This window comes from Ancylomarina euxina (genome assembly GCF_003863355.1).
GTDB classification, from domain to species: domain Bacteria; phylum Bacteroidota; class Bacteroidia; order Bacteroidales; family Marinifilaceae; genus Ancylomarina; species Ancylomarina euxinus.
The window spans coordinates 130,348-144,605 of sequence record NZ_QQWG01000002.1 but is presented as its reverse complement, the minus strand read 5'-3'; the positions used below and the strand labels follow the sequence as shown (position 1 = coordinate 144,605).

13 protein-coding genes and 1 pseudogene are annotated in these 14,258 nt (G+C 35.2%); 6 read left to right on the top strand and 8 right to left on the bottom strand.

What is annotated here, in order from left to right; all coding sequences use genetic code 11:
- Nucleotides 1-32: 32 nt before the first annotated feature.
- The 3 genes from DWB61_RS02825 to DWB61_RS02815 form a co-directional block, all read right to left on the bottom strand.
- Nucleotides 33-827 (bottom strand): glycyl-radical enzyme activating protein, encoded by a 795-nt coding sequence (locus DWB61_RS02825; protein WP_191984762.1) that lies wholly within the window; start codon nt 825-827, stop codon nt 33-35.
- Between the two features lie 449 nt (nt 828-1,276).
- Entirely contained in the window at nt 1,277-1,747 is a 471-nt protein-coding gene (locus DWB61_RS02820) for a GNAT family N-acetyltransferase (protein WP_125029378.1), read from the bottom strand.
- An 8-nt stretch (nt 1,748-1,755) separates the two neighbouring features.
- A complete protein-coding gene (locus tag DWB61_RS02815; protein ID WP_125029377.1) occupies nt 1,756-3,114 on the bottom strand; it encodes an MFS transporter in 1,359 nt (452 codons plus the stop codon).
- A 215-nt stretch (nt 3,115-3,329) separates the two neighbouring features.
- Here DWB61_RS02815 and DWB61_RS18010 point away from each other — a divergent pair.
- The 5 genes and pseudogenes from DWB61_RS18010 to DWB61_RS02795 all read left to right on the top strand — a co-directional run.
- A pseudogene (locus DWB61_RS18010) lies at nt 3,330-4,016 on the top strand (NfeD family protein); the annotation flags it as partial.
- A 51-nt stretch (nt 4,017-4,067) separates the two neighbouring features.
- On the top strand, nt 4,068-4,745 hold the full coding sequence (locus tag DWB61_RS02810; protein WP_449371678.1) for an NfeD family protein: 678 nt from the start codon (nt 4,068-4,070) through the stop codon (nt 4,743-4,745).
- A 107-nt stretch (nt 4,746-4,852) separates the two neighbouring features.
- Complete coding sequence (locus DWB61_RS02805; RefSeq protein ID WP_125029375.1) at nt 4,853-5,563, top strand: MgtC/SapB family protein; 711 nt, start codon at nt 4,853-4,855, stop codon at nt 5,561-5,563.
- 31 nt (nt 5,564-5,594) lie between these two features.
- Complete coding sequence (locus tag DWB61_RS02800; protein ID WP_125029374.1) at nt 5,595-6,461, top strand: class I SAM-dependent methyltransferase; 867 nt, start codon at nt 5,595-5,597, stop codon at nt 6,459-6,461.
- Nucleotides 6,462-6,567: 106 nt separating this feature from the next.
- Nucleotides 6,568-7,341, top strand: a complete 774-nt coding sequence (locus DWB61_RS02795; RefSeq protein WP_125029373.1) for a hypothetical protein — start codon at nt 6,568-6,570, stop codon at nt 7,339-7,341.
- On the opposite strand, the gene DWB61_RS02790 is transcribed toward DWB61_RS02795, so the two are convergent.
- The 4 genes from DWB61_RS02790 to DWB61_RS02775 all read right to left on the bottom strand — a co-directional run bounded on the left by DWB61_RS02790 (nt 7,336) and on the right by DWB61_RS02775 (nt 10,649).
- Nucleotides 7,336-8,115 (bottom strand): Rossmann-fold NAD(P)-binding domain-containing protein, encoded by a 780-nt coding sequence (locus DWB61_RS02790; RefSeq protein WP_125029372.1) that lies wholly within the window; start codon nt 8,113-8,115, stop codon nt 7,336-7,338. The genes DWB61_RS02795 and DWB61_RS02790 overlap by 6 nt on opposite strands.
- Before the next feature lie 88 nt (nt 8,116-8,203).
- Nucleotides 8,204-8,869, bottom strand: coding sequence for a PQLLE family protein (locus tag DWB61_RS02785; RefSeq protein ID WP_125029371.1), 666 nt, complete (start codon nt 8,867-8,869; stop codon nt 8,204-8,206).
- A 281-nt stretch (nt 8,870-9,150) separates the two neighbouring features.
- A complete protein-coding gene (locus DWB61_RS02780) occupies nt 9,151-9,921 on the bottom strand; it encodes a ThiF family adenylyltransferase (protein ID WP_197091152.1) in 771 nt (256 codons plus the stop codon).
- Between the two features lie 56 nt (nt 9,922-9,977).
- Nucleotides 9,978-10,649 (bottom strand): hypothetical protein, encoded by a 672-nt coding sequence (locus tag DWB61_RS02775; protein WP_125029370.1) that lies wholly within the window; start codon nt 10,647-10,649, stop codon nt 9,978-9,980.
- Between the two features lie 127 nt (nt 10,650-10,776).
- Between DWB61_RS02775 and DWB61_RS02770 the strand changes: the two genes are divergently transcribed.
- Entirely contained in the window at nt 10,777-11,538 is a 762-nt protein-coding gene (locus tag DWB61_RS02770; RefSeq protein ID WP_125029369.1) for a response regulator transcription factor, read from the top strand.
- A gap of 120 nt (nt 11,539-11,658) precedes the next feature.
- Here the strand turns inward: DWB61_RS02770 and DWB61_RS02765 are convergent, their stop codons facing one another.
- Nucleotides 11,659-14,211 (bottom strand): bifunctional aconitate hydratase 2/2-methylisocitrate dehydratase, encoded by a 2,553-nt coding sequence (locus DWB61_RS02765; RefSeq protein WP_125029368.1) that lies wholly within the window; start codon nt 14,209-14,211, stop codon nt 11,659-11,661.
- Nucleotides 14,212-14,258 lie beyond the last annotated feature (47 nt).

Genomic DNA, 14,258 nt, shown 5'->3' with positions numbered 1-14,258 from the left:
TTAATAATTGGTAATTAATAATTATCAATTGTTTAGCCGCCTACACTTACTTTATATCCCGATTCTTTGAAAATAGACTGAACCCATTCTGTATCCTCTTCTAATAAAGATGGAATATCAGGCATCGTACTCTCAATACCAAAGCGTCGGAATTTATCCTGTCCGGTTCGATGATAAGGTAGAATATGAAATTCAGGTTTCCTGGGTAATTCATTCAGAAAATCCAGCATTAAATTGATGTTTTCCTTAGAATCGTTGAAGCCTGGAATCATTGGAAAACGAATGATTATTTGTTTGCCTTTTTCCGATAAGTACCTCAGATTATCAAGTATCAATTTATTAGAGACGCCTGTACTTTTCAGGTGATCGGCATCAAGCATGTGCTTCAGGTCAAAAAGAAACAAGTCCACATAATTAACAATGCGATCAATCTTATCCTTCGGTGCGTAAGCCGTGGTATCCAAAGCCGTATGAATCTCTCTTTGCTTGCAAGCTTTTAGTATCGCTTCAAGAAAATCAATTTGCATCAGAGGTTCACCTCCGCTAAAGGTTACGCCGCCACCAGATTCATCAAAAAAAAGCTGATCATTTTCAATTTCTGAAATCAGTTGGTTTATCGTATAGGCTTTACCAATTTCTGCTTGACCGGCAACTTCCACATCACCCAGACGGTTATTTCGACATATGGACTCAATTCCTGCCTTATAGGATTCAGGATTATGGCACCAAACACAGCGCAATGGACAGCCCTTAAAAAATACGGATGTGCGAATACCAGGGCCGTCGTGCACCGCATAACGCTTAATATCAAATACAATGGCTTGCATTATTTTCAAACTTTCGAATACGAATAACCAACAAGTTGCAACATGCCCATTAAGGAACTGCCTTGGTATTCTTAATTCAATTAATAAAGTGTGAACTCAATTCTTCGACCAGGTAGGATACGGCCGATTCTTACTTTAAAAAGTAAGGTAAAAGAATGCTTGTGGGATCAGCAAATCCAACATTCATAAAGACCTTTGTAGGAAGGTTTTTGTATTACGGTATTAGTCATCATTCTTACAGACTTTTATCAACTCTGTAAAGTTATGATTTTTTTCGAATTGAGAAACTGACTAATAAGCTATTCTGGATTAAGGATAATCAAATTTTAACGCAAAGCCGCCAAGCTAAACGCTAAGGACGCAAAGAGTAGAAGAATTATAAATAAACTCTACACTCTTAGCGATTTACTTTGTGATCTTAGCGGTTAAGTTTTTAAGACTCTACGAATCTAATTCTCTTTTATCATTCCGACATGAGGAATTTCGTCTTCGAGATATTCGTCTCCATTTTGGACAAAGCCATGGCTTTCATAAAACTTCTTCAAATACTTCTGGGCTGATATTTTAATTATATCCTCTCCATAGTATTCCTTTATGGCTTTAATGCTCTCATCCATCAGAGTATGTCCATAAGCATATCGACGTTCATCTTCTGCAACAATTACACGGCCAATACTACAGGCATCAAAATAATCCCCCTTATTGAATAGACGAGCATAAGCGCAAATTTTCTTGCCTTTAAAACCTAGTACATGTAAAGCTTTCTTATCCTTACCATCCTGATCGAGATAAACACAATCTTGCTCTACAACAAAAACCTGTGAACGCAATTGCATTAAATCGTATAGTTCATCTAAAGTAAACTCATTAAATTTCAAAACTTTCCACTCTAGCTTTTGAATACTCTTAACTTCTTGCATATTCACTTCTATTTTGCGTTCGATGGTAATTCAAGACCGTAACCAGAAACCTTATCTTCTCGTTTTAACAAAATTGCGAAGACGAGACCTAATATACCTAGAGCTGCAAACATGATCATGGTAAAGGTATAATCCAAACTCTCTGTTCCTTCACCATTCGTCTTGTCTAAAACTAAACCTGCTAGTATAGGGAAAATCCAGAGCCCAATATTCTGTATCGAAAACATAAATCCATATGCAGAACCAATACGTTTCTCATCGACAATTTTAGCAACAGAAGGCCACATTGATGCTGGAACCAATGAGAATGCAATTCCCAAAATCACCATCAAAACATAAGGATTAATCGTAGTAAATGCGAAACAGGTATGTACCAGAACTAGGATCAATGAACCATAGATCATCAAACTAGCAGCACGCCCATATTTATCAACAACAAAACCGAATAATGGTGTGAAAATCATAGTCCCAACGGGCAACATGGATGATATAAAACCTGATTCTTTCACACTTAAATCAAATTTATTCAAAAAGAAATCTGCTGAGAATGAGAGAAATGGAAAAACTGCGGAATAGAAAGTCAAACACAATAAAGTCACATACATGAAAGAAGGATTCATGATAAGTTCTTTCAAGTCAGATAATCTGAATGGATCACTTTTAGCAACCACACCATCCTGCTTACTCTGTCTGTCAAGCTTTAGATCAAGCATCATATAAATCATGAATACCAGAAGTGATGAAGTCACAAAGAAGGCAGCAAACCAAATCGCTGTGGTCCATCCTGAAGGTGATTCGATTAATATTGGCGAAAGATTAAATGCTAGAAATGATCCCGTACGTGCCAAACCTAATTTAACCCCAAAGGCAAGAGCCAATTCTTTTCCTTTAAACCATTTTACAATGATTTTAGAAATGACAACAATACTAGTTTCAGCACCTAATCCAAATAAAAATCGGCCCAAAAGCATCATCTTCAATTCAGGTGAATAGGATGGCATAAACGAAGACATGAATGAATATCCCCAACCACCACTAGTATACATATCACTTGCCCCGTAAGCCGTGAGCAATGCACCAAAGGTCATGAAAGATACAAACATGAAACCTGTACGACGAATTCCTAATTTATCTAAAATAACCCCTCCTAATACGGCCATTAAAAGAAATACATTGGGAATAGAATAAACAGAAACAAAAAGACCAAAATCAGTTGATGTAAAACCAAACTCTTCGGTTAACTTTGATTTTAATGGTGATAATGCATCGTAGAAATAATAGTTAGCAGCTAAAACAAAGCCTACCATTATTAGCATTCCCCAACGTATCCAGGCGTTATCTCTAAGGGTTCTTCTCAAATTTTCCATGTTTGTTTTTTGTCGTTTCTATTTAGGTCGAATTTTAATCAGCTTCGAAAATACAAAAGCTTTTAAACGTAAAAACACAAATTCAAAGAAATAAATAAAAAAGAACCCCGAATTCATCAATTTAATTCGTGAATTCATGGCTATCATTTTTTTAATTTGAATTCATGATTATCTTTAATAAGTATTATATCATCAGAACTCAACTCTTTTAAGATATGAAGACTAACATACTTTATTTATTCCTCTTGTTCATTTTTCCATTTGTTTCATTTTCACAAGAAACAAGTGATAGTCTTGATATATCAAAAACAAAGGTTTATAAGTTTGATATCAAGCGAGATATTGGTCCTCCAATTTGGAGACAAACCAAAGATGCTTTTTCAGAGGCAAAGGAATGGAATGCTGATATATTCCTCATTCATATGAATACATATGGCGGTATGGTGGTTCATGCAGATTCCATCCGAACAGCAATATTGAACTCCGAGATACCTGTTTATGTCTATATTGATAATAATGCAGCATCAGCTGGTGCCTTAATCTCTATTGCTTGCGATGGTATATACATGCGAACAGGTGCTAATATTGGAGCCGCTACAGTTGTCAATCAGACTGGAGAAGCTATGCCAGATAAGTACCAATCCTATATGCGATCTACGATGCGTGCCACCGCAGAATCTCATGGCAAAGATACCCTGATACAGAATGGTGATACAATCATTAAGTGGAAACGTGACCCGCTTATTGCAGAAGCTATGGTGGATCCCAGAACCTATATTGAAAATGTAATCGATACGGGAAAAGTATTAACTTTTACGCCTAATGAAGCCATTAAGAATGGGTACTGTGAAGGCATTGCCAACTCTGTAGAAGAAGTTTTAAAACAATTACATATCAAAGAATATATCATTAAGAAGTACGAACCTTCTGGTATCGAAAAAGTTGTCGATTTCATGTTGAATCCTATGCTGCAGGGCCTGTTTATCATGCTAATAGTGGGTGGTATTTATTTCGAATTGCAATCTCCGGGAATTGGATTTCCTTTACTTGCAGCAATTATTGGAGCATTTCTGTACTTTTCTCCCCTGTACCTTGAAGGTTTGGCTGCCAATTGGGAAATTATTCTTTTCATTATAGGTGTTGCCCTGCTCGGTGTCGAAATATTTGTTATTCCAGGATTTGGAGTTGCTGGTATTTCAGGTATTGTTTTCATCATCTCGGGTCTTAGCTTAAGTTTGATTGATAATGTGAACTTTAATTTTGAACCCCGTCATATAAAAGCCCTATTAGGAGCCATTCTTATGGTCACGTTTTCCATGCTGGCTTCTATTATCATCTCTATCAACCTTAGTAAAAGACTTTTTGCAGGAAGTGGTTTTCTTGGCAGATTAGCACTTCAGACTGAAGGCAAAATTGAAGAAGGATTTATTGGTGTAGACATGAGCCCCAAAAGACTTGTGGGCCAAAAAGGTTTTTGTGGAACAGATCTTCGTCCTTCGGGCAAAGTAATTATTAATGATGAAATTTATGATGCAAAATCAGAAGATGGATTTATAAACAAAGGAACTGAAGTGCTTGTTCTTCGATACGAAACGGGGCAAGTCTATGTGATGAAAAGTGACAATGAATAGCATTTCTCATTTGAGTAATTGAAAATTGTATGTTATTCTTTTCACTTGATTCTTTAACCTTTATCCTTAAATCTTAATCCCTATCTTTGCGCACCAAATATTCAAAAATGACATTAATTGAAGAAATCATAAATGAGAAGAGTATTACTACGGGAACAGTGGCTTTTAGAATGCTTCTGAGTGTCGTTGTGAGCGCTATTGTCGGTATAGAAAGAGAATATCACAAACAACCAGCAGGATTGCGTACACATATTCTTATTAGTATGGGTGCAACTTTAATTATGCTTCTTTCAATTTATATTCCTCAAACATTTAGCCAATATAAACCTGCAGACCCTGGTCGATTGGCAGCGCAAGTAGTATCAGGTATTGGTTTTTTGGGTGCAGGCGCCATCATGAAATTTGGTTTTAATGTTAAAGGATTAACCACTGCTGCTTCTATTTGGGTAATTGCCGCTATCGGATTGGCCATTGGTGCCGGTATGTATTGGGCTACGGCAATAGCTACTGGTATTTTATTGTTTGCACTTATATTTCTCGATTTATTCGAAAAGTGGATATTTCCATCTAAATTCATCAAGCACTTAAGTGTCTACTCATCAGCTGGTTTTAATTTAAAAACCGATCCTATTCTAGAGCTTTTGAAGAAACACAAGGCCAATGTTAGAACTATCGATATAGAGCAATCATTCGATGAAAAGCGTACCAGCCTCTATTTTGTTATTCAGATTAGTGAAAAAGTGAAGATTAATACTCTATCTGAAGAGATTGGAGAAATTGAAGGTGTACAGAAAATCAAACTAAACCAAATCGTTTAGAATCAACTTTTTAAATTTACACAAGCTATATATGAACCTAATAAATAATGGGAAACTTGACTTTTCCCAGTTGGAAAGCATTATCAAAAAACCTAAACTTTTCACAAAGGATAAAGTTAACTTTTGGCAGGATCCATACATCTCAGAGCACATTTTGTACGCTCATTTAGATGATGAAAGTGATGAAGGTTCAAGAAAATACGAAACAGTAATCAAATCAGTATTATGGCTTTCGGAATATATGAATATGCCACAAGGCTCTCGCTTACTCGACCTAGGTTGTGGGCCAGGTTTGTATAGTGAACATTTCCATGGTCAAGGATTTAAGGTCACTGGAATTGATTTTTCACAAAGCTCAATCGACTATGCTAAGGAAGAAGCCAAAGCTTCACAATACGATATCGAATACATTTGCCAAAATTATTTGGAGATAGACTACAATAATGAATTTGATGTAATTACGCTTATTTATGGTGATTTATGTGTATTATCTCATCAGGAAAGAGATCTGCTTCTCACAAAAGTACGTAAGGCTCTTAAACCTGGTGGTTACTTAATATTCGATTTGTTTACCAAGCAATACTTCAAAGATGGACATGAGAAACAAACCTGGTATTTAAGTCAGGAAGAAGGCTTTTGGAAAGAGGAAGAACACCTGCTCCTACATGAGCATTTCAAATATAAAAAAGATAAGGTGCGCCTTGAAAAATACACGATGATTATGAATGATGGACAGATGCAGAGCTACCATATCTGGAAACATTATTTCTCTCTTAAACGTGCCAAAGAAATGATGAAACAACATCAATTTAATCTCAAGGATTTTTGGAGTGATCTTTGTGGAAAACCTTACGAAATTGAGAGTCCCTGGATAGGGATAATCGCTCAAAAATCGTAGGAATAATTCAGTAAACCTGATTTTGATCAATATAATCTCTTTACTAACTTCTTAACTTTGGAATTAATCAAATGTTAATTTCATTCTAAAAACATCCTTTACTACCATGTTTAACTTAATCTCTAAATTAAAGGAGAATAAAAGCTTATGGCCCTATTTCTTCGAATTCCTTACCGTCCTTTTAAGTGTCTACCTTGCATTTCTCATCACCGAATGGCGTGAAAATCATAAAGAAGAAATAGAAACAAAACTGGCTAAAGAAAGGCTTAATCAAGAGATATTTCAAAACTACAAAAACCTTATCAACTTCAACCATCAAGTCGAAAAAAGACTAATAAAAATGCAAGACATTGAAGATATACTCGAATCAGGATACAAATTCAACGACTATATTCCTGTGTTTAATGGTTTTCAAAACGTCAGCTTTAGCGATGCCAGCTGGAATCGCATCTGCGACTCTAAAATCGGTAACCTAATGCCGGTAGTGTATATTGAAGATGCACATGCTTTATATAACTTCAACAAACATTTGATGACACACAACAATCAAATAATTGAACTGATGTATAGCGATCTAAATTTCGACAGCAAGAAATCCAAAATCGCCTATAACATTGCTGAACTCTATGTTTGGCAACAAGCCAGCTGGGGCAATATTCATGTTGTTGACTACACCAAATTTATTCAGAAACACAAAACCAATTTCGAAACTCTACTTCAACAAGACAGTACAACAAATGCCTACTTCACTAGTAAAGATATTCTAACTGAGGAACAATGGACACAAGAACAAAGAGGTAAACAGAGATATATTAATAGCTTCAAAAAAAATCCGAAGCTCAAAGAGATTTTATCAAAAATAAAGGCAAGTAAATCATAAGGCTTTCATCAGATCAGGATGAATAAATTCATAATTCAATCTTCTTTTGAGCTTCTCATTCGTGATAAGTTTAAAAGAAGATAGACTTCCCTCTTCTTCATCGAAAATGGGATGTTCAACCGCAATTATATCAGAAGCTTTTGTATAAAACTCTTTTTTTGAAGGGTGGGTATCAGCGGTGCAATTGAAACATTCCTCCCACACATCTTGTTTAATAATTTCATTGATAATTTGCATGCAATCATCACGATGAATAAGATTGACCGGTGCATCAGCATTTTTCACTGTTTTTCCCGATAAAAAATTACCTGGCTTTCTGTTCCCTCCAAAGAGACCCGAGAATCTTAGAATAGTCGTCTGGTAATTCAAATTGTCTTTCATCAAATTCTCAATAGAAACCCAAACCGATTCACTCAATTCTGAATTTTCATCAACTGGTTTTACTGAGTTTTTATAAACACCTGTTGAGCTAATCAAAATCAACTTCTTTATAGGTGATTGCTCTAATAGGGGTAAAAATTGCTTGTAGAGTTCAATATCTTTTATGGTCAGGTTTAAAATCAGAATTTCGGAATTCAGAAACTTTTTCATCTCATCATTCAAGTCTTCAAATCTTAATTGAAATGCGTCAATTCCCTTCTCAGCTAAACGTTCTTTCTTATCTAAGCTAGTTGTAGCTCCCTTTACATTAAACCCTTTTTCTAGCATGTTTACTGCTAAAGATTCTCCTAACCATCCACAAGACAGAATACTGATTGAATTTAAATATGGCATAACTTAATTGAAAAGTTGATAAGCAGTAAAGTTGTGAAATAATATCTTAAACTTAATTAATTAGGCAAAATATATTAGATACCAAAATTTATAAACATTCTTGAAACGAATTCTTAGCTAAACCAACTGTCTCCAATAAGTGTGGTTTATCTTTTAATGCTATTCTTAAAATCTTTTGGTAATCACAAACCCATTCTGCCAGTAGGTCAAATATTTCATCTTGCATTTGAAGAGTTCGCCACTCAGCCTCTATTTCTCCTTGGTAGACTTTATAAAAGTTCTTGGTTTCTAAAATTTTCTCCTTTATTACTTGTACCTCAACAATACTCTGCTTAAAAACTTCAAGGCTTGTTATATAATTAAGATTTGAAATTAAGGTACTACAAAACTCAAGAGCTTGAGAGAACCAACCACTAAAACTTTTTTTACGGATATTATTAAGGCCTAAAGTTTGAAAAGCATAAAGATCATTTTTAAAGGCTATTTTAGAAATGGTGATCAAATCCAAATAATCTTTATTTACAGCTTCACGTTTAATCCAATATTCGTCTTGATACTGATTAGTACTCTCTTTTTTCGAACTATCGTATAATTCTTCCAATATTAATAATAAAGATTTAGCCTCAGTAAGCTTAACCTCATCATAACCCAATAATGCTACAGAACTCTTTATAGTACTATCCATAATACTTTTATTAAGGAGTAGTTTGGCACCATCTAGAAAATCTTCAATTTTCTCATTTAGCTTAATCATATGTGGAATAATTAAAAATAATTCTCATTTATTTAGCAGATAACTGTCCTGTTATACTCGGACAAAACATAACAAATGAAAGACTATTCCGTGAGGAATAGTCTTTCACATAAACAACATCGCCATTCTTAAATCTATTTCACTCATCATTAAGACAATCTCATTTACAACTACATACACAAAATTATTTAGTGGCTTATCGATTTATTTGAGTGACTTTTGTTATAATCTAAAAGTAATTTTCATTGTAGCACCGAACAACTACCCTAAAGTGTAGTTTTCTAATTAGCTGTTAAGAGATAAAAATTTGGGAAAACCTTTATCGATTTGTTATTGGCAAGCTTAAATAACAGATTTGCACAAATGCCAGCAGTAATCCATGATGCAGGAGCTAATTGAGGTGGTGAATTTTTCGCATTTTCATCTTTATAAGATTTTAACACATCGCGTAACCAAAATAAATCAACATCTGATTTACTATTTTGAATAATATGCTCAACAATACTTACTTCAGGTTGATCGTCACCTTGAATAATATTGAGAAGACTTTCACTCCACTTATTAATAATAAAAACACATCCTGCCCAACCAAAATTAAAAGGATGTAATACTGGTATATTATTTTCCCGACATATTTCATCAAAAACAAATGGAGCATCTGATGTAAAATCAATTGTATTTATAGCTATATCAATGTTCTCAATATATTCACAACAATTAGTCTCAGTTAAAAAGACATTGTGATAGTTGATTTCAGCTTCGGGGTTAATTGATTTAAGTCTATGATATAGACTATCAACTTTGGGTTTTTCTATATCACTGGAAGTATAATTCTGACGGTTAAGATTAGAATTCTCGACATTATCCATGTCACAAATGGTTAAATTTTCAAATCCCATTCGCAAAACACATTCTGCAATATTACTTCCTAAGCCAGCGCCTGCGATAAGGATTTTGGTATTCTTAATTATCTCTTGTTCTTCGGATGATATATAAATTCGATTTCTTTGATACATAATATAATTACAACTAACATAAAGAGCTAAATTCATCAATTCTAATACGATATACTTTTGTCTTGTTAGCTTGATTTTAGTTGATTAATAATTTAGGCTGTATATAAATCTTGCTGCTGATAAGAATAACATAAAGCAATATGCTGTTCCACAAATTTTTTCACTCCTATAGCAGTATTAAACATGGGTACTGTTTCCGATCCTAAATAAAATTTAGAATCTCCAATTTGAGATGAGTAAATTTCCATCAATCGCAATTTATCAAACAGTTTTTTATCACATTCGGCAATTAGAATATTGGTTAGGTTAGCATAGATGTGCTGCAATGCATTTACCATCAATAATTTTAGAATTACAACTCTGTTTTTTCTTAAAAAAGGGTCAGTTTTTATTCTTTGCTGATCAATAGCAAATCGCCCAATATGCCATACTTCATGAGGCGTATAACTTAACTCATTTAACACATCAACAACTTTTACATCAAAGTCATCCTCAATTGGAAGCCTACTATTTCCATCCCACTTTTGAGCTTTTATAGTTCCTACAATTTCATGTTTTCGATTTTTGATGGCATAAAAGAAAGAACTCGAATAACTATCCAAATCTAATTTTCTGGTTTTAAGTAGATCGGAATAATTAATAATGTTTGAATTCAAATGCACTTGATGATTGACTCGTAAAATGAAACTACTTACCTCGTTTAAGTGGTCGTGGGATACTAACCACAGCGAAAAATCTTGAAAGTCGTTTAAGAGAATATCCATATCGATTATAAATTTTAAGTATAGCCTAATATTGGTGTTCTCAGTCTTGCATACAACTACTCAAAAGTGTAGTTTTAATTATTGACAGTATAAATTATAAGGTTATTAAATCAAAAAAAGAAAGGATATGATAGCAATAGAGAAATTTTTTGATCCAATAAGAAAAGATGGTTATTTAGGCGATGATAATTACCAACTGATTAAGCAATATATGCTTGCTCTTAGAGCGGTTTCAAAATTGATTAACCTCGGTTTTTATATCATCGACTATAATAAACAAGAATTTTTGTACGTATCTGATGATCCCTTATTTTTGTCTGGATATGAGCAAGAAGAAGTATTAAAGATGGGCTACGAATTCTATGAGAAAGTGGTTCCTAATGAAGACTTAGACATGCTTTTAGAGATGAATCAAAAAGGTTTTGATTTTTTTTACAATCTACCTGTTAACAGAAGAGATAAAGCCTCTATTTCATATGATTTTAGATTAAAACGAAAAGATACGGGAAGTGAAATACTGGTAAATCAAAAACTCACTCCACTCATATTAACAGATACGGGTAATATTTGGTTCGCACTTTGCCTAGTCTCTTTATCGGTAGCCGAAAAATCAGGTAATGTCTTTATTACCTTTAATGATAAAGATGAGAGATTTGATTATGACTTTCTCCGGAAACAATTTAAACCAACAATAATTAAACATCTTTCAAAAAGAGAGAAAGATGTTTTGCATCTGATGATTAAAGGTAATTCAGCTTGTGAAATGTCTCAAAAATTATTTATCTCAGAAGAAACCGTTAAATTTCATAAACGAAATATCATAAAAAAGTTAAATGTAAAAAGCGCTATGGAAGCCGTTTATGTGGCTACTATAAATAAGCTTGTATAAAAAAGCCGAAGAATAAATCTTCGGCTTTGGGTTGAAGCTTTAAGGTTGTCCAATCTTAAAGCTCAAAAGTGATCCGATCAATTCACTTCATTTGAGATGATTGATCGGATCAATAAAAAATTACAGATCGCGACGCTGATATAGAGCATCCTCCATATCCATTTCGTCAAACTGCATGTATTTATATACTTCCTCTTCGTGATCAGCAATTTTCTCATTGTATATTTCCATATACTCAGCAGGAGAAGGTAATTTACCTAAAACAGCTACAATAGCACCAAGTTCGGCAGAACCCAAGTAAACTTGAGCACCAGTACCCATACGGTTGTTGAAGTTACGAGTTGAAGTAGAATATACATTCACCTTATCTGGAACACGAAGTTGGTTCCCCATACATAATGAACATCCTGGCGTTTCGATACGAACACCCAACTGAGAGAAAGTCGCAAAAGTAGCTTCTTCTTTCAATACAGCAGCATCCATACGTGTAGGAGGAGCCATATATGTTCTTACTTTATCGCTAGGAGTTAATCCACTCCAAACTTTTTCACAAGCACGGAAGTGACCAATGTTTGTCATACAAGAACCGATGAATACATCCTGAATTTCAGCACCTTGAACTTCAGAAAGCAACTTCACATCATCCGGGTCGTTAGGACAACAAAGGATAGGCTCAGTAATTTCAGAAAGATCGATTTCGATTACCTCAGCATATTCAGCATTCTCGTCTCTAGAAAGCAACACTGGGTTAGCCAACCACTCGTTACAAGCATCAATACGATTCTGAATCGTTGTTGCATCATCGTAGCCCATCTTGATCATTGATTCCATCAAGGCAACGTTAGACTTCACATACTCGATAACACGCTCTTCGGATAACTTAATACAACCTGCAGCAGCAGAACGCTCAGCAGTTGCATCAGTTAATTCGAAAGCTTGCTCAACTGTAATATCTTCAAGACCTTCCATCTCGATAATTTTACCGTTGAAAATATTGATTTTGTTTTTCTTAGGAACAGTTAATTGTCCGTTTTGAATCGCAAAATATGGAATCGCATTTACCACATCACGTAAAGTGATACCTGGGTTAAGCTTGCCTTTAAATTTGATTAATACAGATTCTGGCATATCCAAAGGCATGAAACCTAGAGCTCCTGCAAAAGCAACCAAACCTGAACCAGCTGGGAAAGAAATACCCAATGGGAAACGTGTATGAGAGTCACCACCTGTACCAACAGTATCAGGAACCAATAAACGGTTCAACCATGAATGGATAACACCATCACCTTGCTTCAAAGGCACACCTTTACGCTCAGACATGAACTTAGGCATAGATTTGTGCATTGCCACGTCAGTCGCTTTTGGATAAGCTGCAGTATGACAGAAAGATTGCATAAACATAGGCGCTTCGAAACTCAAACAAGCTAATTCCTTGATTTCATCACGAGTCATAGGACCAGTTGTATCCTGAGAACCTACAGTCGTCATTTTAGGCGCACATGATGATCCTGGTAATACACCTTCAACACCACAAGCCTTACCTACTATTTTCTGAGCCATAGTATAACCTTGGTTAGCCTTAGGCTGAGGGTTATTAGCAACAGTAAAAATATCAGTAGCAGGTAAACCTAAAGCAGCACGTGATTTTTCGGTAAGTGCTTTTCCAATAATCAAAGGGATACGACCACCAGCACGGTACTCATCAGTCATCGTATCAGGTGCTAAAGAATAAGTAGAAATCACTTCACCATTGCGAGTAATCTCACCTTTAACATTATTGATAACAATTTCGTCACCAGTATTCAACTGAGACACATCGGTAATAATAGGAAGTCCACCAGAATCCTGACAAGTATTGTAGAAAATTGGAGCGATAGCACCACCAATAACAACACCAGCAGTACGCTTGTTAGGAACACAAGGAATATCCTCACCAATATGCCATAACAAAGAGTTCGCAGCAGATTTACGAGAAGAACCAGTTCCCACCACATCACCTACAAAGGCAACCTTATGACCATCTTTACGGTACTGAGCAATCGTTTCGTTACCATCTTCGAAACGACCAGCTCCCATAGCCAAAGCGTGCAATGGAATATCAGGACGAGTAAACGCCTGAGAAGCAGGAGAGAAATCATCAGTATTGATTTCACCTTCTACCTTATAAACTTTTAATTTGATTTCTTCAGCTAATTCTTCACGTTTAGTGAACCACTCAGCATTAGCCCAAGATTCAATAACACTTTTTGCAGCTGCATTGGTTTTAGAAAGCTCCAAAATGGTGTAATAAGAATCATAAACTAAGATAATCCCCTTAAGCGCTTCTGCAGCTTCTTCAGCTAAAGCAGGGTCTTGAAGTGCTTCAACCAACATCGTTACGTTGTATCCACCCATCATAGTACCCAATATCTCGATAGCATCGGATTTAGAGATCAATGGAGAACTCAACTCACTTCTTAAAAGCTGTCCTAAAAACTCAGCTTTTACTTCTGTTGACTCGTCAACTCCAGGAGCGATTCTTTCTTTGAATAAATGCAAAAGAAAATCCTCTTTTCCAGCAGGAGGATTTATTAATAATTTGCAAAGTTCAGCAGTCTGTTCTGCGTTCAATGGCAAAGCCGGGATACCTTTGGTAGCGCGGGCTGCTTCGTGTTTTAAATATGCGTCAATCATTGTTGTTTGATACGGTTATGTTAGTTTAGTAACCTACGTATTTAGAA

Excerpts from the sequence above, each read along its gene's own strand:
- DWB61_RS02825 (WP_191984762.1), bottom strand. The coding sequence starts at position 827 with ATGCAAGCCATTGTATTTGATATTAAGCGTTATGCGGTGCACGACGGC.
- DWB61_RS02820 (WP_125029378.1), bottom strand. The coding sequence starts at position 1,747 with ATGCAAGAAGTTAAGAGTATTCAAAAGCTAGAGTGGAAAGTTTTGAAA.
- DWB61_RS02815 (WP_125029377.1), bottom strand. The coding sequence starts at position 3,114 with ATGGAAAATTTGAGAAGAACCCTTAGAGATAACGCCTGGATACGTTGG.
- DWB61_RS02810 (WP_449371678.1), top strand. The coding sequence starts at position 4,068 with ATGTTGAATCCTATGCTGCAGGGCCTGTTTATCATGCTAATAGTGGGT.
- DWB61_RS02805 (WP_125029375.1), top strand. The coding sequence starts at position 4,853 with ATGACATTAATTGAAGAAATCATAAATGAGAAGAGTATTACTACGGGA.
- DWB61_RS02800 (WP_125029374.1), top strand. The coding sequence starts at position 5,595 with ATGAACCTAATAAATAATGGGAAACTTGACTTTTCCCAGTTGGAAAGC.
- DWB61_RS02795 (WP_125029373.1), top strand. The coding sequence starts at position 6,568 with ATGTTTAACTTAATCTCTAAATTAAAGGAGAATAAAAGCTTATGGCCC.
- DWB61_RS02790 (WP_125029372.1), bottom strand. The coding sequence starts at position 8,115 with ATGCCATATTTAAATTCAATCAGTATTCTGTCTTGTGGATGGTTAGGA.
- DWB61_RS02785 (WP_125029371.1), bottom strand. The coding sequence starts at position 8,869 with ATGATTAAGCTAAATGAGAAAATTGAAGATTTTCTAGATGGTGCCAAA.
- DWB61_RS02780 (WP_197091152.1), bottom strand. The coding sequence starts at position 9,921 with ATGAATTTAGCTCTTTATGTTAGTTGTAATTATATTATGTATCAAAGA.
- DWB61_RS02775 (WP_125029370.1), bottom strand. The coding sequence starts at position 10,649 with ATGGATATTCTCTTAAACGACTTTCAAGATTTTTCGCTGTGGTTAGTA.
- DWB61_RS02770 (WP_125029369.1), top strand. The coding sequence starts at position 10,777 with ATGATAGCAATAGAGAAATTTTTTGATCCAATAAGAAAAGATGGTTAT.
- DWB61_RS02765 (WP_125029368.1), bottom strand. The coding sequence starts at position 14,211 with ATGATTGACGCATATTTAAAACACGAAGCAGCCCGCGCTACCAAAGGT.